The following is a 23,016-nucleotide window of genomic DNA, read 5'->3' on the forward strand; positions in this document are numbered from 1 at the left end:
TTCTCCGCGTGCGGGAGGGGCCGGTGAAAGCCCCGCGAAAGCACGCCGCAAGTTACTCGGGGTGACATTGTGGCGTCGAACCGTTTACAGCGCGGCGGGCCACGTCTACCGTGTGCCCGACCCCGAGGAGGCCCCGTGATCACGCTCATCTCCATCGCCGTCATCGCCGTGCTGCTCTGCCTCGCCGCCGTCTCCCTCTACAACCGCCTGGTACGCGGGCGCGGCGCGGTGGACAACGCCTGGGCCCAGATCGACGTGCAACTCAAGCGCCGGCACGACCTCATCCCCAACCTCGTCGAGACCGTCAAGGGATACGCCTCCCACGAGCGTCAGGCGCTCGAAGCCGTCGTCGCGGCGCGTTCCCGGGCGGTCGGCGCCCAGACCCCGAAGGACCAGGCCGCGGCCGAGGACGCGCTCTCCGGCGCGCTGAAGGGCCTGTTCGCGCTCGCCGAGGCGTACCCCGACCTCAAGGCCAGCCGGAACTTCTCGGAGCTCCAGGAGGAGCTGTCAGACACCGAGAACCGCATCGCCTACACCCGGCAGTACTACAACGACGCGGTCCTGACCTACAACAACGCGATCCAGACCGTGCCGGCCAACATCGTCGCGGGCATGACCGGGTTCGCCCCGCGTGAGTACTTCCAGGCGCCGGGCGAGGAGCGCGGCCCCGTCCAGGTTCGGTTCTGACCGTGCTTCTCTGGCTGGCCGCAGGCGCGGCCGTCGCGCTCTGGCTGCTGCTCCTGGCCGCGCTCGCCCTCGCCACCCGCAACCCGGACGTCGTGGCGGCGCCGCCCACCGGCGATCTCGCCCCCCACTCCCCCGCGATCGTCGACCTGATCACCGGCCACTGGAAGCTGTGTGACGAGGCCCCCTCCGCCACGCTGCTCGACCTCGCCTCCAGAGGCGTCGTGCGGATCGAGGAGATCGGCCCCGAGCTGTCCCTCGTACGGCTCCGCCGCGACCCCGGCGACCTCCGGCCGTACGAGAAGCTCGTCTACGACCACGTGATGTCGCTCGCCGTGGACGGGGTCGTGGCGACCGGCGCGCTGGCCGAGGGCTCGCGGAATCTCGGCCGATGGTGGAAGAGCTTCCGCAAGAAGGTCATCGTGGAGGCCCGGGCGCTGGGCCTGTCCCGGCCCCGATGGAGCAGGGCCCAGGCGGCTCTGCTTACCGCGGCGGCGGCCGTACCCTCCCTCGCGGTCGCCGTCGCGGTCACGATGAGCGACGACGAACGCCAAGGCGGCCCGGGCGCGGCCGTGGTGACCTTCGCCCTGCTCCTGGCACTGATGGGGCGGCTCAACGGTGAGCGCGGCACGCCGGACGGCGCGCGGGCCGCGGGGCAGTGGCTGGGCGTGCGGGAGCACCTGGCGGCCACCGGCCGGTTCGCCGAGCAGCCCGCGGCGTCCGTCACGATCTGGGGGCGGCACCTCGCCTACGCCGCGGCGCTCGGCCTGGCGCCGCGCGCGGTGGCCGGCCTGCCGGTGGGCGTCCCCGCCGACGACAGGCGGGCCTGGTCCGACTACGGCGGCATGTGGCACGTCGTGCGCGTCCGCTATCCCCGTCGCATGCTGTGGGCGAGGGAGCCGCTGCCGATGCTGTTCTACGCCCTGGCCGCGGGCTTCTTCGCGGGCTTCTGGACCTGGATGGCGCTGCTGGTCGCGTCGGCCTTCGGGTTGTGGCCGGACACGCTCGTCCGTCCCACCTTCCTCGCCGTCGCCGCCGTCGTGGCGGGCGTGCCGCTGTGGTACGCGGTCGTCGATCTGACCGGCAAGGCCGAGATCGAGGGCCAGATCGTCCGGCTCCGCCGCTTCCAGGCCGGCACCAAGGGCAACAACGATCCCAAGTACGCCTACTGGTGCGCGATCGACGACGGCCGGGCCCGCGAGGTCAAGGCGTACGGCATCGGCGAGCGGCTGTGGAGCTCTCTCTCGGAGGGAGAGAGGGTGCGTGCCCGGGTCGGCAGAAAGCTCGGCTGGATCGACGCGATCGAGGTGATCGAGCGGTCCCGCCTCCAGGGAACGGCCGGGTACGACGACACCGAGGAACACCGCGTCGTCGCCCCGGAGAACCTCGGAGAGGTCCGGATCTTCGACCCCCGTCAGGAATGACACTTGGCCATGAGATGGTGATTCGATGAAGTCGGCCAGGGACCTGTTGATCGCGCTCGCACAGCGGTATTCGTTCGGTGACGTCGGAGCCCTCGCTCCCGCGGTCCTGGGGCCCGGAGAACGCGCCGACGAGGTGGCCGCGGTGTGCGAGTTCGGCCAGCGGCTGCTCACCCTGGACGCCGAGGACTTCGCCGACGAGAACGACGCGCGCAGCGTCCCGGCCGACCTGCGGCGCCGCGCCCGCGCCTGCCACATGCCGCAGACGTCCCGTGAGCAGCCACGCGGCGCCCTGGAGTCGCTGCGACCCTCGTACGCGCTGCTCCTGGAGGTGATCGAGATCCGCTGGAGGCGGCGCGAGCTCAGCACCATGATCTCGGCGGTCCACATCGCCAGCGAGTACCTCCCACTGCTCGCGTTCGAGCCGGCCCTCGGCCACGCGGGCGACCCGGTGCGCTGGCCCGAGGGGTTGCGCGCGCCGGGCAGCAGGTTCGGCTCGATCGGCGACCGGGAGTGCGACCACACGCGGGCGGAGCAGTCGGCGGTCGAGCGGACACTGCGTGTGGCGGTCGAGCCCGGCCAGGGCTGGCGCGCCTACTTCGACCGGCAGCACAGCCAGGTCGCCGGCGCCCTGGCCACCTGCGTGGCCCGCTGCCGCACCCCTTGCACCGCCATGGACTGGGTGCCGGAGAAGGACGATCTCGCTCTCCGCTCCCGCGTCGCGCTGGCCTTCGCCGAGACCCCGCTCGTACGGCTCCGCCACGCCGCGCCGGTCGGCCACGGCTTCGGTGTGCCGTCGCCGGAAGAGGTCCGGGACGCGTGGCAGCGCAGCCGGTCCTTGCTGGACAAGAACGAGGTCGGCCACCGGGCGACCGAGAACGACGGCTTCTCCCTGTCCGGGTTGCCCAGCCTGTTCTCCGCCGTCGCGGCCGTGCCCGTACGGCCGGCCTCCCTGCTGTCCGACGTGTCGGCCCACCTGGTGAAGCTCCTGGAGGAGCACTAGACGCGGGCCACGCAGTCGGCCAGGGCGGCGAGGCCGGTGACCAGGCCGCCGGCGAGATCGCCCGCGGCGAAGGCGGCGGTCATGGAGACCGCCACGAGCCGGCACTCCCCGTCCGTGAGCAGTTTCCTGGCCCGCTCGCCCGTCACGATCTCCAGGGCCCGGTCCTCCACGTCGACCATGATGAGGACCGCCCGGTCGGCGACGTCGCCGAGCGCGGCGTGCAGCCGTTCGGCGAACTCCCGCCTCGGCCCCTCGGCCCGCCCGAGATAGACCGCGAAGCGCAGCCCGGTGCGGGCCTCGGCCGCTCCGCGCGCGGAGCGGATGTCGTCGATCTGCAGAGGAGTCAGCGCGCGCACGGCCCTCACCATCCCGCGGAGGCGCCGCCGGTTCGGGCCCGCGGCTGCGCGGCCCCGGCCATCGCCTTCCAGTCGACGTCGATCGCCGGCAGCCAGTGTGCCGGACGGCCGGTGAGCACGAGGACGGACGTGTCCGCCCCGTGCTCGGTCTTCCCTGGCCCGCCGAACCAGACCTCCTCGCCCGGGACGGCCTCGGTCCTGGCCGGGCGCCCGAACGCGAGGACCACCAGGGAGATCAGCAGGGTGAGTCCCGCCGCCACCCCGATAAGGAATCCGACGATCTGCAGCTCACTGTGCACATCATCACGGTAACTCCGCAGGTGAGAACGGGTCGAGCCCGCCCGCGTGGGAGGCGGCGACGGGCCGGGCTCACCACACGGACGGCCGGCGTTCGCCCCAGAAGCCGCCCACGGACGCCTCGATCTGAGCCGAGAGCGAGATCAGCGTCCCCTCGTCGCCGAACCGCCCGGCGAGCATGACGCCGACCGGCAGCCCTTCGGGCGACCAGTGCAGCGGCAGGTTGACCGCCGGCTGCCCGCTGATGTTGTACGTGGCGGCGAACGGCGCGAAGCGCTTCATCCGCTCGAAGGTCTCCTCGGGCGTGTCCACGTCCTCGAACCAGCCCACCGGGACGGGCGGCCTGGTCACGGTGGGCGTCAGCACGGCGTCGTACTCGTCGGTGACGAGCAGCGCGAAGCGGGTGGCGAGCTGGAGCGCCGACTGCGCCTTCAGGAAGTCCGGAGCCGCGGTGGCGAAACCGCGTTCCCGCAGCCAGGCGGTGAGCGGGCGCAGCCGGGACTCCACCCCCTCGGCCACCGGGTGCATGCAGGCGAACGTGAACCACAGCTTCACGAACTCGGGCACCACGTCGGCGCCGAAGGGCGGATCGATGTCCACCACCTCGTGCCCCAGTGACTCCAGCAGCGCGGACGCGCTCTCGTACGCGGCCAGCACCTCCGGATGCACGTCCGCGTCCGGGACGACCGGCGTGGCGTACCGCGCGATCCGCAACCGGCCGGGCTCCACGCCGACGTAGGCGGAGAAGGAGCCGCGCTCCGGCGGCGGGGCCCAGTACAGGTCGCCGGGATTGTTGTGGGCCATCACGTCGAGCAGCGCCGCCGCGTCGGCGACGTCGCGCGTGATCGGGCCGTTGGTGGACAGGCCGGCGAGGTCGGGGATGATCGGCGCGAACGAGATGCGGCCGCGGGTCGGCTTGATGCCGTACAGGCCGCAGACCGAGGCGGGGATCCGGATGGAGCCCGCCCCGTCGCTGCCGTGCGCCGCCGGAGCCAGACCGGCCGCGACGGCGGCGGCCGCTCCCCCGCTCGACCCTCCGGCCGAGCGCGTCAGGTCCCAGGGCGTACGCGCGGGCGGGCCGACGGCGGTCTCGGTATAGCACGGCAGCCCGAACTCGGGCGTGCTCGTCTTGCCGAGCATGATCGTGCCGGCGTCGCGCAGCCGCTCGACGACGCTGTCGTCCACCGGCGCGATGAAACCCTCGTAGGCGGCGGAGCCGAAGAAGATCGGCACGTCCTTCACCAGGTTGAGGTCTTTGACGGGTATCGGCACGCCGAGGAACGGAGGCGGGTCGTCGGACGCGAGAACCTGGGCCTCCAGCTTGCGCGCTTCCTCCAACGCCCGGTCGGCGGTGAGGGTGACGAACGCTCCGACCTCTTCGTTCAGCCGCTCGGCTCGTTCCAGGTAGTGCTCGGCGATCTCGACAGGTGACAGTTCCCTGTTCCGTACGGCTGCCGCCTGCTCCAGCGCAGTAAGATCGTGAATGTGGGCCACTACCGCACGGTAGGCCCGCGGCGCGAAGATATCTAGAGACGATACCCACCTGGCGGGCCCACCAATCCGGTGAAGCCAGCCACAAAAGTATGAACCACCCAACACTAGGCAACCCGCCGAAGGCTCAACTACGGTGAGTGATGTGGATACCGGTCTAGCGCCAGAAGACGGTCACGATACGTCACCGATCTGGGTCAGTGACGAGTCGTCGGATCGACCCGCGACGCCGCCGGAAGAGGCCGCGTCCACCACCTACGCCCCGGTGGAGCGTGCCTCCCTGAAGGCTCTCGCCAGTCGGTTCGACTACCACCACCTGCTGCGACGTGCGCTGGTCGCCCTCGCCGCCGGTGTGGTCGTCGGATTCCTGCTCGGCGGCTGGCGCATCGGTCTGACCGCCGCGATCCTCGCGGCCATCGCCGACACGATGTACCGGGCACGCAGCGTGTCCTCGATCCCGGCGTGGCGGCGCCCTTCGGCGGCGGAGCGGCGCACCGAGTACCAGCTCAAGCGGCTGGAGCGCAACGGCTTCCGCACGCTCCACGCCCGCGCCGTCCCGGGCAGCGACGCGCAGATCGACCATCTCGTGATCGGCCCGACGGGTGTCTACGCCGTCGACTCCGAGAAGTGGGACAAACGGCTGCCGGTGCGGGTGCAGTCCCACCGCAAGCTGTTCCATGGGCCGTTCAACCAGAAGCCGCGCCTCGACGAGGCGCGCTGGGAGGCGTCCCAGGCGAGCGAGCTGATCGGCAAGGCCCTGGGCCGCGAGATCCATGTGGTCCCCTCGCTGGCGATCTACGGGCCGGCCATCCCCTGGCGCATCCTCAACGTACGCGACGTGGACGTCTTCTCCGGCAGCATGGTCCGCAAGTGGATCACCAAGCGGGAGCGGTCGCTCACGTCGGCGGAGATCGACTCCATCCACCGCGCCGCCGAGCGCGTTCTGCCGCCGCGCTATCCCGAGAGCTGAGCACGCGACCCGTTTCCTCCGGCGACGGCCGTACCATTTGAGGACTCACTGTCTTCGATGGGAGCGACGTCATGCCAGCCCTCAGGTCTCGTACGGTCACACACGGCAGAAACATGGTCGGTGCCCGGGCCCTGCTCCGGGCGACCGGTGTAGCCGGGAGTGACTTCGGGAAGCCCATCGTGGCGGTGGCCAACAGCTTCACCCAGTTCGTCCCCGGTCACGTCCACCTTCGCGAGGTCGGCGACGTCGTCGCCGCCGCGGTGCGCGAGGCCGGGGCGATCCCCCGCGAGTTCAACACGATCGCGGTCGACGACGGCATCGCGATGGGCCACGGCGGCATGCTGTACTCGCTGCCCTCGCGCGAACTCATCGCGGACGCGGTCGAGTACATGGTCAACGCCCACTGCGCGGACGCGCTGATCTGCGTCTCCAACTGCGACAAGATCACCCCGGGCATGTTGCTGGCCGCCTTCCGGCTGAACATCCCGACGGTGTTCGTCTCCGGCGGCCCCATGGAGGCGGGCAAGACCCCCGGCCGCAAGCTCGACCTGATCGACCCGATGATCGCGGCGGCGGACGACAGCGTGAGCGACGAGACCCTCCTCGAAATGGAGGAGAACGCCTGCCCGACCTGTGGTTCCTGCAGCGGCATGTTCACCGCCAACTCGATGAACTGCCTCACCGAGGCGATCGGCCTGGCGCTGCCCGGCAACGGCACGACCCTGGCCACGCACAAGGCGCGCAAGGCTCTGTTCGAGGAGGCCGGCCGCACGGTCGTCGAGATCACCCGGCGCTACTACGAGCAGGACGACGAGTCGGTGCTGCCGAGGAGCATCGCCACCCGTGACGCGTTCGAGAACGCCATGGCGCTCGACGTCGCCATGGGCGGCTCGACGAACACGATCCTCCACCTGCTCGCCGCGGCCCGCGAGGCCGGCGTCGACTTCGGGCTCAAGGAGATCAACGAGCTGTCGCTGCGGGTGCCGTGCCTGTGCAAGGTCGCTCCCGCGACGGCCAAGTACCACGTCGAGGACGTGCACCGTGCCGGCGGCATCCCCGGCATCCTGGGCGAGCTCGACCGGGCCGGGCTGCTGCACCGCGACGTGCCCAGCATCCACGCCTCCTCGCTCGGCGAATACCTCTCCGCCTGGGACCCCAAGTCGCCGGAGGTCCGCGACGAGGCGATCGAGCTCTGGCACGCCGCGCCGGGCAACGTTCGCACGGTCAAGGCGTACTCGCAGGACGCCCGCTGGGACTCGCTCGACCTCGACCGCGCCGAGGGCTGCATCCGCGACGCCGAGCACGCCTACACCAAGGACGGCGGCCTCGCCGTGCTGTACGGCAACATCGCCCCCGACGGCTGCATCGTCAAGACGGCCGGTGTGGACGAGTCGATCTGGAAGTTCTCCGGCCCGGCGGTGGTGTTCGAGTCGCAGGAGGACGCGGTCGACGGCATCCTCTCGGGCAAGGTCTCCGCGGGCGACGTGGTCGTGATCCGCTACGAGGGTCCCAAGGGCGGCCCCGGCATGCAGGAGATGCTCTACCCGACGAGCTTCCTCAAGGGCAAGGGCCTGGGCAAGGCGTGCGCGCTGATCACCGACGGGCGCTTCTCCGGCGGCACGTCCGGTCTGTCCATCGGCCACGCCTCCCCGGAGGCGGCCGAGGGCGGGCTCATCGCCCTGGTCGAGAACGGCGACCCCATCGAGATCGACATCCCGGCCCGCTCGATCGAGGTGAAGGTGACCGAGAGCGAGCTGGCCGCCCGCCGGGAGAAGCTGCTCGCCGAGCTCGGCGGCTACCGTCCGCGCGACCGCAACCGGCCGGTGTCGGCGGCGCTCCAGGCGTACGCGGCCCTGACCACCTCCGCCTCGACGGGGGCCTCCAGGGACATCTCGCAGCTCTCTCGCTAGTCGGTCTTCCGTCATACGGAGGGGATCGGGGCGGCCGCCCCGGTCCCCTCCGGCCGTTGCAGGGCGCTTCGGGGACGGGCTCGCTGAGAGGGGACAATCACCTCTCCGCCGACCACGCGTTCGAAAAAATGTCAGTCGGTGGAGGTAAAATTATGGTATGGCCAACGTCATTAGGAACACCCTGACGACCGCTGAGCTCGCCGCACTGGCCCTGTCCCTGGCCCACCTCGGGACCGGCCCACAGTCCGTCACCGCCCGCCGCGGGCTGCGCCACGCCTTCCAGCACCTCGACCTGAACGACGACGTCACCGCCACCACCCTGACCACGCTGACCACGCCGCTCCCCACCGACGTCGCCCGGCGCGCCAGGGTGATCGCCAACGCGATCACCGCCCGGCTGGTGCTCCAGATCCAGTACCGCGACGCCACCGGCCGGATGACCACCCGGAACGTCGAGCCGGTCACCTTCATGGCCCACCGCGACCACTGGTACCTCGTGGGCTGGTGCCGGATGCGGAGCGGGATCCGGGCGTTCCGGCTCGACCGCGTCGCCGCGGTGGAGCCCACCGACCTGCCGGCCCGCCCCCACCTTCCCGAGCGTTACCTGCCGTTCCAGCGCCGCGCCGCGGCCTGAGTCCGGTCAGCCGCAGCAACCGCCACCGCAGCAACCGCCGCCGCCACCGCTGGGACGCGGGGCGGCGGCGCCGCCCGTGACGGCCACGGTCGAGAGCAGCTTCACCGTGTCGTCGTGTCCCGAGGGACAGGTGGCGGGCGCGTTCGCCTCGGCCATGGACCTGTTCAGCTCGAAGGTCGATCCGCAGGAGCGGCAACGGTAGTCATAACGAGGCATGTCCGTAGCGTACGGCCTCGTTCAGGACGGTGGGGTCGAGCCGGGTCACCACCTGGACCAACGGCCGCGACTCGGACAGCTCGCCCGTCGCGTCACGGCGGCGACCTGCGTGCGGCCGAAGACCCGGACCGGGTGGGCCGGGGCCCCTCAGCGGAAGCTGATGGAGGCGTAGTCGGCCACGGGTTCGTACCCCAGGGCCTGATAGATGGAGTTCGAACGCGGGTTGGCCAGGTCGGCGAAGAGCAGTACCTCTGCGGCCCCCTCGTCCAGCGCCTTCCTGGTCACGGCGTACGTGACGGCCGAGCCGTACCCCTGGCCGCGGAACTCCGGCGGCGTGTAGACCGGCCCCACCCGTGACATCCCGGCGATGGGTGTCGAGACGCAGGCCAGCGCGACGGGACGGCCGCCGTCCTCCCACCACACGAGCTCGTTCCTGTTGATCCGGGCCGCGACCACCGGGGTGGGGTCGGCGCTCACCTCCACGTCGGCCTCCACCTCGAACTCCCGGATCCACTGGACCGCCCGCGGCATGTCGGCGGCGACGGCCGTACGGGCCGCGCCCGGGACGCTGGGCGGGACCGGGGTCCCGAGCCGGTAGAGGCGATCGGAGCGGCGGCCCCGCTCGGGCTCCCACCAGGCGCGGGCGAACGCCTCCGCCTGCGCAACGGGACCGTTGACGCCGGGCAGCGATCTGCCGAGGGCGATCAGCTCGCTCACCAGGGACGGGATGGCGGCCAAGGGGATGGCGGCGAGCAGCAGCGGATAGGGGGCGGTGTGGATCACCGCCCCCTCCACCGAACCTGCCTCGGTGAACCACCCCATGAGCGGATTCTCCGAGAACTGGCCGCTCCGCAGGCTCCGGAGCACGGTCAGCGCCGCCGTGTTGCGCACCGGGTCGCGCAGCAGCCAGCCCTCGGCCGCCACGGCGAAGGTCTCCGCGTCGGCGGTGAAGGTCCACGTCGGTTTGCCGGCCATCCGGGTCCTGGGTCAGGCGGCGGACTGGGCGAGGTAAGGCGCCCACTGCGGGTCACCGTCGAACTGCGCGCCGATGAGCCGCCAATGGGCGCCGTGCGGCACCACCGGGGTGACGCGCAGCGTCCACCCGAGGTCCTCAAGCAGCCGGTCCGCCTTGCGGTGGTTGCACGGCATGCAGGAGGCGACGCAGTTCTCCCAGGTGTGGGGACCGCCCTTGGAGCGGGGGATGACATGGTCGATGGTCTCGGCCCGCTGCCCGCAGTACGCGCAGCGGAAGTCGTCCCGCCGCATGAGCGCGGCCCGCGTGAGCGGGATGCGAGACCGATATGGGATGCGGACATAACGCGTCAGCCGGATCACCGACGGCACGTCGAGGGTGCGGCTGGCCGAACGCAGCACCGCCCCCCGTCCGTCCTGATGAACGACCTCCGCCTTGTCGCGCAGCACCAGGATGACCGCCCGGTGCAAGGACAGCGTGGTCAACGGCTCGTAGGTGGCATTGAGAAGGAGTACTTGGCGCATCAGCCGACCTCCTTCGCCATCTCGTGAGCCGGGCTGAGATGGCGCGGGAGCACGGCTGTGCGCCCTGGTTGTGGTCCCGTCGGTTGGGACCCGGGTGCTTCCGTCACAGGGACCTCCGCCGGACGGTCCAGCGGATGGTCACCACGGCACCGCCCTCCACCAAAGTGTGGCCTTTGCCGCGCCCCATCCGCCACCCCATAAAGCGCGAGTGAGGTTCACGATTGGGACGCCTGTTGACGTTTATCCCCTTTCGAGGCTCTTTTTACTCCTGACGAGCGGCGCGCTCCTGTCGGCGACCTGCTTTAAAGTGCGAGGCATGACCGGACTGTCGTATCCACCCGCCCGCCGCGACGACATCGTCGACGACCTGCACGGAACCCCTGTCCCCGACCCCTACCGATGGCTGGAGGACGCGGACGCCCCGGCCACCAAGGAGTGGCTGGACGCGCAGGACGACCTCTTCAAGAGCGCGGAGCTGCCCGACCGCGAGCGCTTCCGTGAGCGTGTCGCCGCACTGCTGCGCTCCGGCTCGGTCGGTCCGCCCGCATGGCGCGGCGAGCGGCGGTTCTTCATGCGCCGCACGCCCGACCAGGAGCACGCGGTCCTGTACGTGGCGGACGGTCAAGGCGAGCGGGCGCTGATCGACCCGATGGCGCTCGACCCCTCGGGGCTGACCACCCTGGACTCCTACCAGCCGGACAAGGAGGGTGCCCGCCTCGCGTACCAGATCTCGGTCGGCGGCGACGAGGAGTCCCGGCTCCATGTGCTCGACGTCGAGACGGGGGAGGTCATCGAGGGGCCGATCGACCGGTGCCGCTACTCCCCCATCGCCTGGTTGCCCGGCGGCGAGGCGTTCTACTACGTGCGCAAGCTGGCGCCGTCGGAGGTCCCCGAGGGCGAGGAGCAGTTCCACCGGCGGGTCTACCTGCACCGGGTCGGCACTTCTCCGGACGGCGACGTGCTGATCTTCGGCGAAGGGCTGGAGAAGACGAACTACTACGGCGTCTCGGTCTCCCGCGACGGCCGCTGGCTGACCGTCTCCGCCGCGCAGGGCACGGCCCCGCGCAACGACCTGTGGGTGGCGGATCTGACCGCCTCGCCGCTCGAGGCGCCCGCGCTGGTCACCGTCCAGGAGGGCGTCGACGCGCAGACGGGCCTGCACTTCGGCCGTGACGGCCGGCTGTACGTGTTCACCGACCGTGACGCGCCCCGGGCCCGGATCTGCGTGACCTCGCCCGAGACGCCGACGTACGAGCACTGGCGCGACCTGATCCCCGAGGACTCCGAGGCGGTTCTCTCCGACTTCGCGATCCTCGATGACCTGGACGAGCCGGTCATGCTCGTCGGCTGGACCCGGCACGCCGTCTCCGAGATCGCGATCCACACGTTGGAGACGGGCGTCCGGATCGGCGAGGTGCCGACGCCCGGTCTCGGCTCCATCGGCGGCATCACCGAGCGCCCCGAGGGGGGCCACGAGGCGTGGTTCTCCTACACGGACAACACCACACCGCCGAGCGTCTACCGCTTCGACGCGCGCACCGGCGAGACGTCGCTCTGGGCCGCCTCACCCGGCGCGGTCGAGGTGCCCACGGTGAACACCGAGCAGGTGGTCTACCGTTCCAAGGACGGCACCGAGGTCCACATGCTGGTGATCTCCCGTGAGGGCTCCGGCCCCCGGCCCACCATCCTGTACGGCTACGGCGGCTTCGGCATCCCCATGACCCCGGGCTACTCCGGGTCGATCCTGGCCTGGGTCGAGGCGGGCGGCGTCTACGCCATCGCCCAGCTCCGGGGCGGCGGCGAGCAGGGTGAGCAGTGGCACCGCGACGGCATGCTCGGCAACAAGCAGAACGTGTACGACGACCTGCACGCGGCGGCCGAGCACCTGATCGCGACGGGCGTGACGACGCCCGAGCAGCTCGGCATCTCCGGCGGCTCCAACGGCGGCCTGCTGGTCGGTGCGGCGCTCACCCAGCGGCCCGAGCTGTACGCCGCCGTGGTCTGCTCCGCGCCGCTGCTCGACATGATCCGCTACGAGAAGTTCGGTCTCGGCGAAACCTGGAACGTCGAGTACGGCTCCGCCTCCGTGCCGGAGGAGTTCGGCTGGCTTTGGAGTTACTCGCCCTACCATCACGTCCGCGAGGGCGTCTCCTATCCGGCGACGCTGTTCACGGTCTTCGCCTCCGACACCCGGGTCCATCCGCTGCACGCTTGGAAGATGACCGCCGCCCTGCAGCACGCCCAGGCCGCCGACCGCCCGATCCTGCTGCGCAACGAGGCAGAGGTCGGGCACGGCGCGCGCGCGGTGAGCCGGAGCGTCGATCTCGCGGCCGACCAGCTCGCCTTCCTCGCCCGGCACACCGGGCTCGCCTGACCGGCGGGTACGGCCGGGCCTGACCGGGCCCGGCCGTACCCCACGCCCCCGTGCCGACGGAGCGCGGACGTAGCGGCCGGGCCGGCCCCCTATCGGGGGAAGACGATGGTCTTGTGGCCGTCGAGCAGCACCCGGTGCTCGGTGTGCCACCGGACCGCGCGGGCCAGCGCCTGCCGTTCGACATCGCGGCCGATCGCGGCGAGGTCCTCGGGCGAGTGGGTGTGGTTGACCCGCGCGACCTCCTGCTCGATGATCGGCCCCTCGTCCAGGTCGTGCGTCACGTAGTGGGCGGTCGCGCCGATCAGCTTGACCCCCCGCGCGTACGCCTGGTGGTACGGCTTGGCGCCCTTGAACGACGGCAGGAACGAGTGGTGGATGTTGATCACTCGTCCCGCCAGCTTGGCGCACAGGTCCTCCGAGAGCACCTGCATGTATCGGGCCAGCACCACCAGATCGGCCTGGTAGTGCTCGACCAGCGCGAGGATCTCGGCCTCCTGCCGCGGCTTGGTCTCCGGCGTGACCGGCAGGTGGTGGTAGTCGATGCCGTACGACTGGGTGAGCGGCCGCAGGTCGGGGTGGTTGGAGGCGACCGCGACGATCTCGATGTTCAGCAGGCCGGAGCGCGCCCGGTAGAGCAGGTCGTTGAGGCAGTGGTCGAACTTACTGACCAGCACCAGCACCCGCGGCTTGACCGCCTGGTCGAAGAGCTGAAGGTCCATGCCGTACTCGGGCGCCAGCGCGGTGAAGGCCGCGCGCAGGTCGTCGAGCGGGAGGTCGCCGGTGAACTGGACGCGCATGAAGAAGCGGTTGGCGACGGGGTCCCCGAACTGCTGGCTCTCGGTGATGTTGCAGCCGTGCCCGGCCAGCAGCCCCGAGACGGCGGCGACCACACCGGGACGGTCCGGACAGGAGAGGGTCAGCACATAGTCAGCAGTCATGCCTTGATCCTTGGGTTTCTTGGCGCTCTCGCCTCAAACTGAGCATGATACCGCCCCCGCGGCTTCGGCTCAGCTCTCCACGTCGATGCCCGGATCGAGTTCCCGTGCCCGCGTCAGATCGGCGGCGGCCTCGTCCGACCGGCCGAGGTCGCGCAGGGCGACCGCACGGTTGGCGTACAGGGCGGCGTCCTCGCCGAGCTCGATGGCCCGGGTCAGATCCGCCACGGCGCCGTCGAGATCACCCGTCTGGTAGCGCAGGATCGCCCGGTTCGCCCATGCCCCGGCGAGGCCCGGATCCCGCGCCAGCGCCGTATCGAACGCCGCCCGGGCCTCGCCGTACCGGCCGGCGGCGGTTTCGAGCTGGCCGAGCACGCCGTGCAGGTGCGGGTTGCCCGGGTCGATCACCAGCCCCGCCTCGACGTCGCGCCGGGCCGCCTCGTCCTCGTCGAGCATCACCAGGACACCCGCGCGGTTCACATAGGCGTCCAGGAAGGCCGGGTCCAGCTCCAGAACGTGGTCCAGGTCGGCCAGGGCCGCGTCCAGGTCACCGGCGGACAGAAGCAGTTCGGCCCGGTTGTAGTACGCCTCGGGCAGGGGCGGGCCGAGCCTGATCGCGGTCTCGTAGTCGGCGAGCGCGTCCTGCGGCCGGCCCATCGCGAGCAGCAGGTTGCCGCGATCCAGATAGTGGTCGGGGAACGCGGGATCGATCGCGACGGCCCGGTCGAAGTCCTCCAGCGCGTCCGCACGCCGGCCGGCCCGGGCCAGGAGCTGCGCCCGGTTGGCGAACAGCACCATCCGGTGCTGGGGATGGGCGTCCGGGGCGAGATCCCGCTCGGCCAGCTCGATCGCCGACTCGACCAGGCGCAGCGCCTCGTCGATCCGGCCCTGCCGCAGCTCGATCAGCGCCCGCCCGTTGCGGTCGAAGCCGAGCTTGAAGGCACGCTCCCGGCGGTCCGGCAGCAGCGTCGAGACGGCGATCGCCTCGTTGATCCACCCCATGGCCCGGCCGAGGTCGCGCCGCGCCGGGTCGGGGTCGCGGGCGTCCAGCATGGCCGTGCCGTACGCGGCCGCGGCGTGGACGGCGGGGTCCACGCTGGCGCGGCGGGCGCTCTCGTAGATCTCGAACGCCTCCGCCCGGCGGCCGATCCCCGCCAGCGCGGTCGCCGTGCGGTGCGCGAAGCGCCACCAAAGGTCGGATCCGGGAGCGGCCAGACGCAGCCCGCGCGGGCCGAGCTCGGCCACGGCGTGCAGGAAGCCCTCGCCGACGCAGTGGTCCACCGCCGTCCACAGCGCGGCCAGCGCGGCCTCCCGGTCGCCGCCCAGCTCCCGGTGGTACGGCACCGCCCCCAGCAGGTGCTCGCCGGTCAGCTCAGCCGCCCTCCGGTCGTGCGCCCGGGCCCGCTCCGCCGGCGGCAGCGCCAGATAGGCCGCGTACGCCCGAGGGTCGTCGGTGGTGCCGTCCGAGGCGATGAAGTTCTCGGCGTAGTCGTCGACGCGGATGCCGGTGTCGTCCTCCGCGGGCGGCGCCGTGACCAGGACGACGTCCGTCTCGCTCCATCCGTCGGGTGACGTGGGCGCGCCCACGGCCACGGTCAGGGCGGGAACACGGCGCATGAGCACGGCCAGCAGCTCACGATCGGTGGCGTCGGCCTCGTGGACGTTGTCGACGCGCAACGCGCGCGGCCCGTCCAGACAGTCCCGTACGAACTCGGCGATGCCGTTGGCGAGGCGCAGCGTCCGCCGGGGGGCCGGCACCAGGATCCGCTCGTCCTCGTGGAGGCCGTCGCTCAGCGGCTCCGCCTGGGACGGCACGAGCGGCCGGAGGTCGGGGGCGGCGGCCCGGATCGCGACGGCGTACGCGGCGACCAGGTCGGGGGCGCGCTCCAGCGCGGCTGGGACGAGCGCACGCAGCAGCGCGCCACCGATGGTGTAGGGGCCGCGCACCCGTCGATGCCCATTGATCAGGGGCGCCACGGGCGGAGGAAGCTCCAGGGCGTGGAGGGCGGCCAGGCGATCACGGGAATGCCTCCCCCGGACCCAGATTGCGCGGCCGTTCTGCCGAGGGCTCCAGGTCACCCTTTGTGAATCACGCTCGACGTTCCGGTGAGCCGCACCGTGCCGGGCTTGCGGATAATGATCTTCTTCATCGTGCCTCTTTTCCGTGACACGGTCGCGCTTGGGTCCCCGTTCGCTTCGCGGGAGGCTTGTTCCGCCTCCCACTCCGCTCACCGCGGCCCTCGCCGTTCATGACAAGGCATAAGTATCGACACGAATCGGTAATCCGCAAGGCCCGGCAGGGTGGTTTATCTGATTAATTGCGGTGAAACAACGGGAGTAAGGTATTTCTCCCCATAGAGCACTATGGCTGTGCCGCGCGTCTCCCGCCGGATCTCGCGCCAGCCGTACTTCCGATAGAGCTCGACGGCGGCCCCCTGCTGCAGGGTGGTGTCCCCGCGCAGCACGTGGTAGCCGAGCTCGCGGGCGCGTTCCTCCAGCCGTTCGAGGATCATCGCGCCGCAACCGCGGCGTTGGAACTCCGGATGGACCCGGAGCCGGCACATCTCCGCGGTCTCGTCGTCGACGCGGCGAAGACCGCCCATCGCGACGATCCGGCCGCCGCCCGGCTCCTCGCCGACCAGGAACTCGCCCCGATCGGCGAGGTACACCGCCTGGATACGCGGGAAGTCGTCGTCGTAGTAGACGCCGTCACCCGGCATCAGGCCGACCTGGGCGAGGCCGATCTGGTGCAGCGCCAAGACCTCGTCGAGGTCCGACCAGCGGTAGCGGCGGATCCGGAGCGCCCCCGTCACGTCTGCTGCCTGTTCTGCTCGAGGGTCACGGCGGCCGCCGCGGCCGCGGCGGAGGCGTCCTCCGTGGCGGACCGCAGGCACTCCCGGAAGGCCGCGAGCGCGGGGACGTCGCCGTACTTCGACTGGACCGCCTTGAGCAGGTCCTGCGCGGGGCGCATGACCAGCTCGGTGCGGTATTCGCGCTCGATCATCTCGATGGCCTTGCGGCCCATCTCCAGCGCCTCCTCGACCTCGCCCTCGATCAGGCGGCACTGGGCGCGGTCGAAGCGGATCAGGGTCTGGTCGAGCAGGTCCTCACCGGAGTATTTGCCGAGCGCCTGCTCCAGTATGAGGTCCGCCTCCAACGTCTGCCCCAGCTTGACCAGGACGTCGCCCTGGTAGAAGTAGAGCTGCCGTTCGGTATAGCCGAAGGCCGGGTCCTCCTGGTCGTTGCTGCTCATCTGCGCGAACGCCGCCCTGGCCCGGGACAGCGCCCGCTTGGCCTGGTCGACGACCTCCTTCTTGGGACCGGTGCTGCCGGCCAGCATGGCGAGCGCCCTGGCCTCGACCACCGGTGCCATGGTCTTGGCCGCGCAGGGCGTCTGCCCGGCCATGTCCCGGCTCTTCTTCGCCAGCGCGAGCGCCTCGCGCGGGTCGCCGTAGTAGAGCGGGACCAGCGCCTCGCGGGCGCTCACCCAGGCACGCAGCGCGCGGTCGCCCGTCTCGTCGGCGGCCGTACGCCCGGTGCGGAAGAACGATCGGGCCATGCGATGGTCGCCGAGGTCGATCATGATCATCCCGCAGAGCCCGGAGAGCTGAGCCGTCATGCGGCAGAGCCGTTCCTGGATGTCGACCGGCTGCCGCCGCTCCAGCGCCTTGCGCACCGTGGAGAACTCCAGCAGCACGTCGCAGAGAAGGCGAAGCGGCGGGGTGTTCATGTACTGCCTGCCGAAACCGGTGGTCGTCTCCTCCCACTGGTCCAGCATCGCGGGCGAGACGGTCGCCGAGGCCATCGTCTCGTCCATGTGTCGTCGTATGTTCTCCACCGCACCCAGCACCTGGCCATCGAGAGCCAACGGGGTACCGGCGAGGATCTTCAGCAGCGTCCTCCGTAGCACGTTCTCGTCCTCCTCGCCCCCGTCCGCGGAAGGACTACCGCCATCCGGCTGTATCCACAGCTCGCGCACATTGGGGGAAGTGTCAGGTATTCCCTCTTCGAAATCGCAGCCGCGGACATTGCCGGGCATTCCGTGGCCGTGGCCACAGATGCACGGCCCTTCGTAGCCGAGGGCGGCCGGTTCCACCCGGTAGACGGAACACAGGTAGTGGAGGTACTCCGGTCCGGGCTTCTTCAGCCCCGACTCGTAGGCGGACAGAAGCGTCTCGCCGATCCCCGGGACGGCTTTCCCGTCCCGCTCGAATAGCGCCCGTACCTGCTCGATCACATCCGCGAGTGCGATGCCGTTCGACAGGCGGTGCGCCTTGATCTTCGTGGTGCCGAACTTCGGTCCACACGCAAGATGGATCTCGTCGGCGATCACGGCCACGGCCCGCCCGACGGCCAGACCCCGAGCCCTGACCCGCCGTGCGATCTCCGTTTCCCTGTGCTGCCTGCCGGACATCCCGGCCCCTCTCTCGCGGACGGGTGATGGCGCCGACCGCGTGTCCCGAAGGGTCCTCATCTGCTGACGCAGCGTAACGTCTCTGTCGCGCTGCGGCTACACAAGAATGATGGACCAGTTTTTGCCCGGCATGGACGAGTAGTTGAAGGTGCTGACTAAGGATCGTTCCTCAGCAGGTGGTTTTCTTCAACCTACTTGGGGGTTTGCCTAACCGCAGAGCCGACGGGCGGCGTTGACCGGTTCATGCTTGGTGAGTCATCTTGAGCCCGCCAGGACCGAAAGCCCGGGTCAAAGACGCCCGGTGCGTCGGGCTCGCCGAAAACCAAGGAGGACACCGAAGTGGAGGATGACGATTTCCAGCGTCTGGAACTCCTGGTATCCGAACTCGACTCCCGCGGCCTTCTCGCCCGGGTCGTACGCACCCAGTCAGGCCGCCCCTTCGTACGGGTGATCAACCCGAAGGCCACGAGTCTCACGGAGAACGTCGTGTGCAGGGCAACGGACTACTGGTGGTCCTGGGGAGAGCGGATGCACCGGGCGGACGACCCGGCCGGTGCGGCGCGCAAGGTCGCCCGAGTGCTCGCCGCGGTGAGCGACAACTAGTGCCGTGACCGGCAAGGTTTGCCCGGACGGAGCGGTGGTCCAGGGTCGTGCATCGCAAGGCGGAGAAGGAGGCCGGAGCGGAGCCTACGGCCGACGACGACTACGCCGCGAGGTGCCGCCCTGGGCGACGCGACGGGGCAAAGATTGACGGGAGGGGCACTAGCACATCGCGGCTCATGGGGCCGGCGGAGCGCACGGTGCGGAGCGCCCCGCGACTGCCGCGCCTGACGCGGCGGCCCGGGACGCTGTGCGCCCCCGGCCCCCACCATCTCGTGCCCGGCGGAGACCACGCCGAGCACGGCACGCCGCCGTCCGATCCTGGTCGTACCGGCCAGGCTCGGACGGTGATCGAGGAGGATCCCTCCGGAGAACGGCATGGCGCGCGCTCCGGGTGCGCACGCCATGCCCTGCCGCTCGTCGCGGTGAAACCCCTGCCCGCCGTCCCCGACGCCGGGCGGGGGAATCTGCCTTCCCCGGCGATGTGACGACGGCCGGTCCAGTCTGCACAATGAGTTAGGTTTACCTGCCCGTTGCTGACCGAACCGATCCGGGGGGATCCACCTCGTGTTCCCGTACGCGCCGACTCCGACACCGTCTTCTGAGCCGGATTTCATGGACACAGTGGGAGACTCGGTCACCGCGATGACCAACATGTGCAAGAGCGGCAAGGGCCTGACGTGCTCGGTCCTCAACGCGTCCTTCCCCGACGGCGTGTACCCCTGGGTCCCCCTCGTGGCCGGGATCGTCGACGCCCTTCTCACTCTGTGCCTGATCCTCGCCGTCGCTTTGGTGGTGCGGAGCGTCGCGCACCGCCTCATCACCCGGGTGACGCTGCGGGCCAGCGAGGGCGTCCTGCCGGAGCGGTTCAAGACCATGTCGTCCGGGTCGAGCGAGGCGAGCACCGCGATCCTCACCGAGCGCCGCAGGCAGCGGGCCGAGACGATGGGCTCGGTGCTGCGGAGCCTGTCCTCGGTTGTGATTCTGGGCACGGCCGCCCTGATGATCCTGTCCAACCTGGGCATCGAGCTGGCCCCGCTGCTCACCAGCGTCGGCATCATCGGTGTCGCGGTCGGCTTCGGCGCGCAGGAGCTGGTCAAGGACTTCATCGCCGGCATGTTCATGCTGCTTGAGGACCAGTACGGCGTGGGTGACGTCATCGACACCGGAGTCGCGGTCGGCACCGTCGAGGCCGTCACCCTGCGGATCACCCGGATCCGGGACGCCGACGGCAAGGTCTGGTATGTCCGCAACGGCACCATCAGCCGGGTCGGCAACGAGTCCCAGGGCTGGTCGCGCGCGGTCGTCGACGTGAACGTGCCGTACGAGGCGGACATCACGACGGTGCGCGAGCTGCTCAAGGGCGTCTCGACGGCGATGTGGGAGGAGCCGGAGTACCGCGACGCCCTCCTGGTCGAGGAGCCCCAGGTGTACGGCTTGGAGCAGATCTCCGACAAGTCGGTCATCTTCCGGGTCAGCGTGAAGACCGCCCCGGCGCAGCAGGCCGAGGTGGCCCGCGAGCTGCGGATCCGGATCAAGAGGGCGTTCGACGAGAAGAACCTGGCCTTCGCGGGCTGAACCTACTCGCCGGTAACTGGCCTAGGCTGAAGCGGTGACAACGTTTTACGAGGCTGTCGGAGGCGAGGAGACGTTCCGGCGGCTCGTGCACCGCTTCTACGAAGGCGTCGCCGCGGACCCGCTGCTGCGCCCGATGTACCCCGAAGACGACCTTGAGGGCGCCGAAGACCGGCTGCGCATGTTCCTCATCCAGTACTGGGGCGGCCCCAACACCTACAGCCAGGAGCGCGGCCATCCCCGGCTGCGCATGCGGCACGTGCCGTTCACGATCGGCGAGGCGGAGCGGGACGCCTGGCTCAAGCACATGGGCGACGCCGTGCACTCCCTGGAGCTCGCCCCCGAGCATGAGGAGCAGCTCCTGCGCTACCTCGTCTACGCGGCCCAGAGCATGATGAACGCATAACGCTCTCTGCCACGGGGCAGCCCTGGGGCATGCGTGAAACCCCCTGGTGGCATGACGCCGTCGTCTACGAGATCTACGTCCGCAGCTTCGCCGACTCCACCGGTGACGGGGTCGGCGATCTCGCCGGCGTGCGGAGTCGGCTGCCCTACCTCGCGGACCTGGGCGTCGACGCGATCTGGCTGACCCCGTTCTATCGCTCCCCCATGGCGGACGGCGGCTACGACGTCGCGGACTACCGCGACGTCGATCCGCTCTTCGGCACTCTGGACGAATTCGACGACCTGGTGGCGGACGCGCACGGCCAGGGGCTGCGGCTGATGGTCGACATCGTCCCCAACCACAGCTCCGCCGCCCACCCCTGGTTCCAGAAGGCCCTGAACGCGCCTGAGAGCTCGCCTGAGCGCGATCGGTACATCTTCCGGCCCTCCCCACCCGGACGGCCGGACACGGAGCCGAACAACTGGCTCTCGGTCTTCGGCGGGCCCGCGTGGACCCGGCTGCCGGACGGCGATTGGTACCTCCACCTCTTCGCGCCCCAGCAGCCCGATTTCAACTGGAACAACCCGGAAGTGCGGGAAGACTTCCTCACCACGCTGCGGTTCTGGCTGGATCGGGGCGTGGACGGCTTCCGCATCGACGTCGCCATGGGCCTGCACAAGGCGGAGGGGCTACCCGACACCGCCCTCGGGTTCGGCGCCCGGTCGCCCATCTGGAGCCGCCCTGAGGTGCACCAGGTCTTTCGCGAGTGGCGCGCCGTGCTCGACTCCTATCCCGGCGACCGCGCCGCGGTGGGCGAGGTCTGGACGGATTCGGCCGAGGACCTCGCCCTTTACGTCCGCTCCGACGAGCTGCACCAGAGCTTCAACTTCGCCTGGCTCGAGGCGCCCTGGTCGGCCGGCGCGTTCCGCGAGGTCATCGAGACCACGCTGGCGGCGATGCGGGCGCCCACGTGGGTGCTGTCCAATCACGACGTCGTACGGCAGGCCACCCGCTACGGCGAGGGCGCGGCGGATCCGGGGGCCGGGCTCGCCAGGGCGTGTGCCGCCTTGCTGGCGATGCTCGCCCTCCCTGGGTCGGCATACCTCTACCAAGGGGAGGAATTAGGACTAACCGAGGTAAAGAACCTTCCGTCGGAAGTACGTCAGGACCCCGTCTATTTCCGAACGAAGGGGGCGATGCCCGGTCGGGACGGCTGCCGGGTGCCGCTCCCCTGGTCGGGGACGGCCCCGCCGTTCGGCTTCGGATCGGGCGGGTCGTGGCTGCCGCAACCGCCCGAGTGGGCGGGGCTGACCATGGAACGGCAGATGACGGACCCCGGCTCCAGTTTGTCGTTCTATCGCCGGGCGCTGGCCGCGCGCCGATCCCTGCGGGGCACGCTGCCGGACACGATCACCTGGCTGGACGCCCCCGCCGGCGCCCTGGTCTTCTCCCGCGACCCGCTGGTCTGCGCCGTCAACTGCGGCACCGACCCGGTACGGCTACCGCCCCACGAGCGGGTCCTGATCTCCAGCGCTCCCCTGGACGGCGGCATGCTGCCGCCGGACACGGGAGCGTGGCTGCTGCGCGACCGACCTCTCACTCCTCGACCAAGAAGCGCTTGAGATGGGCGAGCTCGTCCTCGGTGAGCCGACGGGGGCGCGCGCCTTGAACGTCGTAGGCGACCATCACCGAACGCGCCTCGACGAAGACGTGCTCGTCGTCCTTGATCTCGTACGCGAGCGTGAACCGGACCGGCCTGATCTCGGTCACCCAGGTCTCGACGCGTACCGGATCGGGGCGGAACGTCAGCGGGTGGCGGTAGTCGATCTCGTGCCGGGCGACCACCAGGCCCCGGTGCGGACGGTCGCCCTCGCGGAGCCGATCGACGACGAGCATGCCGAGCCGCGCGTCCTCCAGGAAGTCGAAGAACCGCACGTTGTTGACATGGCCGAGGCTGTCGATGTCCCCGAAGCGGACCTGCCGGTGGAAGACGTGTCGCCGGTCGGCGGGGGTGGCGGCACTCATGACAGTACGGCCGACAGCACGGCCGGCGCCGTCGGAGAGAGGTTGTCCGGACACACCGGAAACCGTATTCCACCCGCGGTTTCCGCACGCGGGCGGGGTCGCGACGAGCACCGGCCGAGGCCGGGACCGGCCCCCTGCCCCGGCGACCTGCGCCGGGGCCAAGGGTCGGCTAGGGAGTGTCTGACAAATGCTGCCCGTAGCGAGCGCGGATCCAGGTGGATGCATCGCA

General features: G+C 70.6%; 23 protein-coding genes. 12 read left to right on the forward strand and 11 right to left on the reverse strand.

Annotation, left to right across the window (positions count from 1 at the left end):
• Window positions 1-135: 135 nt before the first annotated feature.
• Genes AWQ71_RS33290 through AWQ71_RS33300 form a run of 3 tightly spaced genes read left to right on the forward strand, consistent with a single transcriptional unit; the run spans window position 136 to window position 3,108 of the window.
• On the forward strand, window positions 136-687 hold the full coding sequence (locus AWQ71_RS33290) for a LemA family protein (RefSeq protein ID WP_067141060.1): 552 nt from the start codon (window positions 136-138) through the stop codon (window positions 685-687).
• A 2-nt stretch (window positions 688-689) separates the two neighbouring features.
• Entirely contained in the window at window positions 690-2,108 is a 1,419-nt protein-coding gene (locus AWQ71_RS33295) for a DUF2207 family protein (RefSeq protein WP_067141063.1), read from the forward strand.
• Window positions 2,109-2,133: 25 nt separating this feature from the next.
• Entirely contained in the window at window positions 2,134-3,108 is a 975-nt protein-coding gene (locus AWQ71_RS33300; protein ID WP_067141066.1) for a hypothetical protein, read from the forward strand.
• Here AWQ71_RS33300 and AWQ71_RS33305 read toward each other — a convergent pair.
• The 3 genes from AWQ71_RS33305 to AWQ71_RS33315 form a co-directional block, all read right to left on the reverse strand.
• Complete coding sequence (locus tag AWQ71_RS33305) at window positions 3,105-3,464, reverse strand: TPM domain-containing protein (protein WP_169806690.1); 360 nt, start codon at window positions 3,462-3,464, stop codon at window positions 3,105-3,107. The genes AWQ71_RS33300 and AWQ71_RS33305 overlap by 4 nt on opposite strands.
• A gap of 5 nt (window positions 3,465-3,469) precedes the next feature.
• Complete coding sequence (locus AWQ71_RS33310) at window positions 3,470-3,763, reverse strand: hypothetical protein (protein WP_067141071.1); 294 nt, start codon at window positions 3,761-3,763, stop codon at window positions 3,470-3,472.
• 70 nt (window positions 3,764-3,833) lie between these two features.
• On the reverse strand, window positions 3,834-5,255 hold the full coding sequence (locus AWQ71_RS33315) for an amidase (RefSeq protein ID WP_067141074.1): 1,422 nt from the start codon (window positions 5,253-5,255) through the stop codon (window positions 3,834-3,836).
• Window positions 5,256-5,517: 262 nt separating this feature from the next.
• Between AWQ71_RS33315 and AWQ71_RS33320 the strand changes: the two genes are divergently transcribed.
• From AWQ71_RS33320 to AWQ71_RS33330, 3 genes are all read left to right on the forward strand, one after another.
• Window positions 5,518-6,222: a nuclease-related domain-containing protein gene (locus AWQ71_RS33320; RefSeq protein ID WP_245658721.1), complete on the forward strand. Its 705-nt coding sequence runs from the start codon at window positions 5,518-5,520 to the stop codon at window positions 6,220-6,222.
• Window positions 6,223-6,293: 71 nt separating this feature from the next.
• Window positions 6,294-8,132 (forward strand): dihydroxy-acid dehydratase, encoded by a 1,839-nt coding sequence (ilvD, locus tag AWQ71_RS33325; RefSeq protein WP_067141080.1) that lies wholly within the window; start codon window positions 6,294-6,296, stop codon window positions 8,130-8,132.
• 157 nt (window positions 8,133-8,289) lie between these two features.
• A complete protein-coding gene (locus tag AWQ71_RS33330) occupies window positions 8,290-8,766 on the forward strand; it encodes a helix-turn-helix transcriptional regulator (RefSeq protein WP_067141082.1) in 477 nt (158 codons plus the stop codon).
• Window positions 8,767-8,772: 6 nt separating this feature from the next.
• On the opposite strand, the gene AWQ71_RS40900 is transcribed toward AWQ71_RS33330, so the two are convergent.
• The 3 genes from AWQ71_RS40900 to AWQ71_RS33340 form a co-directional block, all read right to left on the reverse strand.
• Window positions 8,773-8,982 carry an FmdB family zinc ribbon protein gene (locus AWQ71_RS40900; RefSeq protein ID WP_084259568.1) on the reverse strand — a complete coding sequence of 70 codons (210 nt, stop codon included), beginning with the start codon at window positions 8,980-8,982 and terminating at the stop codon, window positions 8,773-8,775.
• A gap of 147 nt (window positions 8,983-9,129) precedes the next feature.
• Complete coding sequence (locus AWQ71_RS33335) at window positions 9,130-9,957, reverse strand: GNAT family N-acetyltransferase (RefSeq protein WP_067141085.1); 828 nt, start codon at window positions 9,955-9,957, stop codon at window positions 9,130-9,132.
• A gap of 12 nt (window positions 9,958-9,969) precedes the next feature.
• On the reverse strand, window positions 9,970-10,479 hold the full coding sequence (locus tag AWQ71_RS33340) for an HNH endonuclease (RefSeq protein WP_067141088.1): 510 nt from the start codon (window positions 10,477-10,479) through the stop codon (window positions 9,970-9,972).
• A gap of 316 nt (window positions 10,480-10,795) precedes the next feature.
• Here AWQ71_RS33340 and AWQ71_RS33345 point away from each other — a divergent pair, with 316 nt between their 5' ends.
• Window positions 10,796-12,853 carry a prolyl oligopeptidase family serine peptidase gene (locus tag AWQ71_RS33345; protein ID WP_067141091.1) on the forward strand — a complete coding sequence of 686 codons (2,058 nt, stop codon included), beginning with the start codon at window positions 10,796-10,798 and terminating at the stop codon, window positions 12,851-12,853.
• 89 nt (window positions 12,854-12,942) lie between these two features.
• On the opposite strand, the gene purU is transcribed toward AWQ71_RS33345, so the two are convergent.
• The 4 genes from purU to AWQ71_RS33365 all read right to left on the reverse strand — a co-directional run bounded on the left by purU (window position 12,943) and on the right by AWQ71_RS33365 (window position 18,202).
• Entirely contained in the window at window positions 12,943-13,791 is an 849-nt protein-coding gene (gene purU / locus AWQ71_RS33350; protein ID WP_067141094.1) for a formyltetrahydrofolate deformylase, read from the reverse strand.
• A 69-nt stretch (window positions 13,792-13,860) separates the two neighbouring features.
• Window positions 13,861-15,765: a tetratricopeptide repeat protein gene (locus AWQ71_RS33355; RefSeq protein ID WP_245658723.1), complete on the reverse strand. Its 1,905-nt coding sequence runs from the start codon at window positions 15,763-15,765 to the stop codon at window positions 13,861-13,863.
• Window positions 15,766-16,094: 329 nt separating this feature from the next.
• The gene (locus AWQ71_RS33360; protein WP_067141098.1) at window positions 16,095-16,601 is read right to left on the reverse strand and encodes a GNAT family N-acetyltransferase; all 507 of its coding nucleotides are present in this window, start codon (window positions 16,599-16,601) and stop codon (window positions 16,095-16,097) included.
• Complete coding sequence (locus tag AWQ71_RS33365; RefSeq protein WP_067141101.1) at window positions 16,598-18,202, reverse strand: NsdA family TPR-like regulatory protein; 1,605 nt, start codon at window positions 18,200-18,202, stop codon at window positions 16,598-16,600. The genes AWQ71_RS33360 and AWQ71_RS33365 overlap by 4 nt, the downstream gene beginning before the upstream one ends.
• Before the next feature lie 339 nt (window positions 18,203-18,541).
• Between AWQ71_RS33365 and AWQ71_RS33370 the strand changes: the two genes are divergently transcribed.
• The 5 genes from AWQ71_RS33370 to AWQ71_RS33385 all read left to right on the forward strand — a co-directional run bounded on the left by AWQ71_RS33370 (window position 18,542) and on the right by AWQ71_RS33385 (window position 22,384).
• On the forward strand, window positions 18,542-18,805 hold the full coding sequence (locus AWQ71_RS33370) for a hypothetical protein (RefSeq protein ID WP_067141104.1): 264 nt from the start codon (window positions 18,542-18,544) through the stop codon (window positions 18,803-18,805).
• A 197-nt stretch (window positions 18,806-19,002) separates the two neighbouring features.
• Entirely contained in the window at window positions 19,003-19,290 is a 288-nt protein-coding gene (locus tag AWQ71_RS42180) for a hypothetical protein (RefSeq protein WP_157570728.1), read from the forward strand.
• A gap of 127 nt (window positions 19,291-19,417) precedes the next feature.
• Window positions 19,418-20,380, forward strand: coding sequence for a mechanosensitive ion channel family protein (locus AWQ71_RS33375; protein ID WP_067141107.1), 963 nt, complete (start codon window positions 19,418-19,420; stop codon window positions 20,378-20,380).
• A 34-nt stretch (window positions 20,381-20,414) separates the two neighbouring features.
• Window positions 20,415-20,783 carry a globin gene (locus AWQ71_RS33380; protein ID WP_067141110.1) on the forward strand — a complete coding sequence of 123 codons (369 nt, stop codon included), beginning with the start codon at window positions 20,415-20,417 and terminating at the stop codon, window positions 20,781-20,783.
• Window positions 20,784-20,812: 29 nt separating this feature from the next.
• Window positions 20,813-22,384, forward strand: a complete 1,572-nt coding sequence (locus AWQ71_RS33385) for a glycoside hydrolase family 13 protein (RefSeq protein WP_067141113.1) — start codon at window positions 20,813-20,815, stop codon at window positions 22,382-22,384.
• Here the strand turns inward: AWQ71_RS33385 and AWQ71_RS33390 are convergent.
• Entirely contained in the window at window positions 22,359-22,841 is a 483-nt protein-coding gene (locus AWQ71_RS33390) for an acyl-CoA thioesterase (RefSeq protein ID WP_369407232.1), read from the reverse strand. The genes AWQ71_RS33385 and AWQ71_RS33390 overlap by 26 nt on opposite strands.
• Between the last annotated feature and the right edge of the window lie 175 nt (window positions 22,842-23,016).

It is taken from the genome of Microtetraspora malaysiensis (assembly GCF_001528665.1).
Lineage (GTDB): Bacteria > Actinomycetota > Actinomycetes > Streptosporangiales > Streptosporangiaceae > Microtetraspora_A > Microtetraspora_A malaysiensis.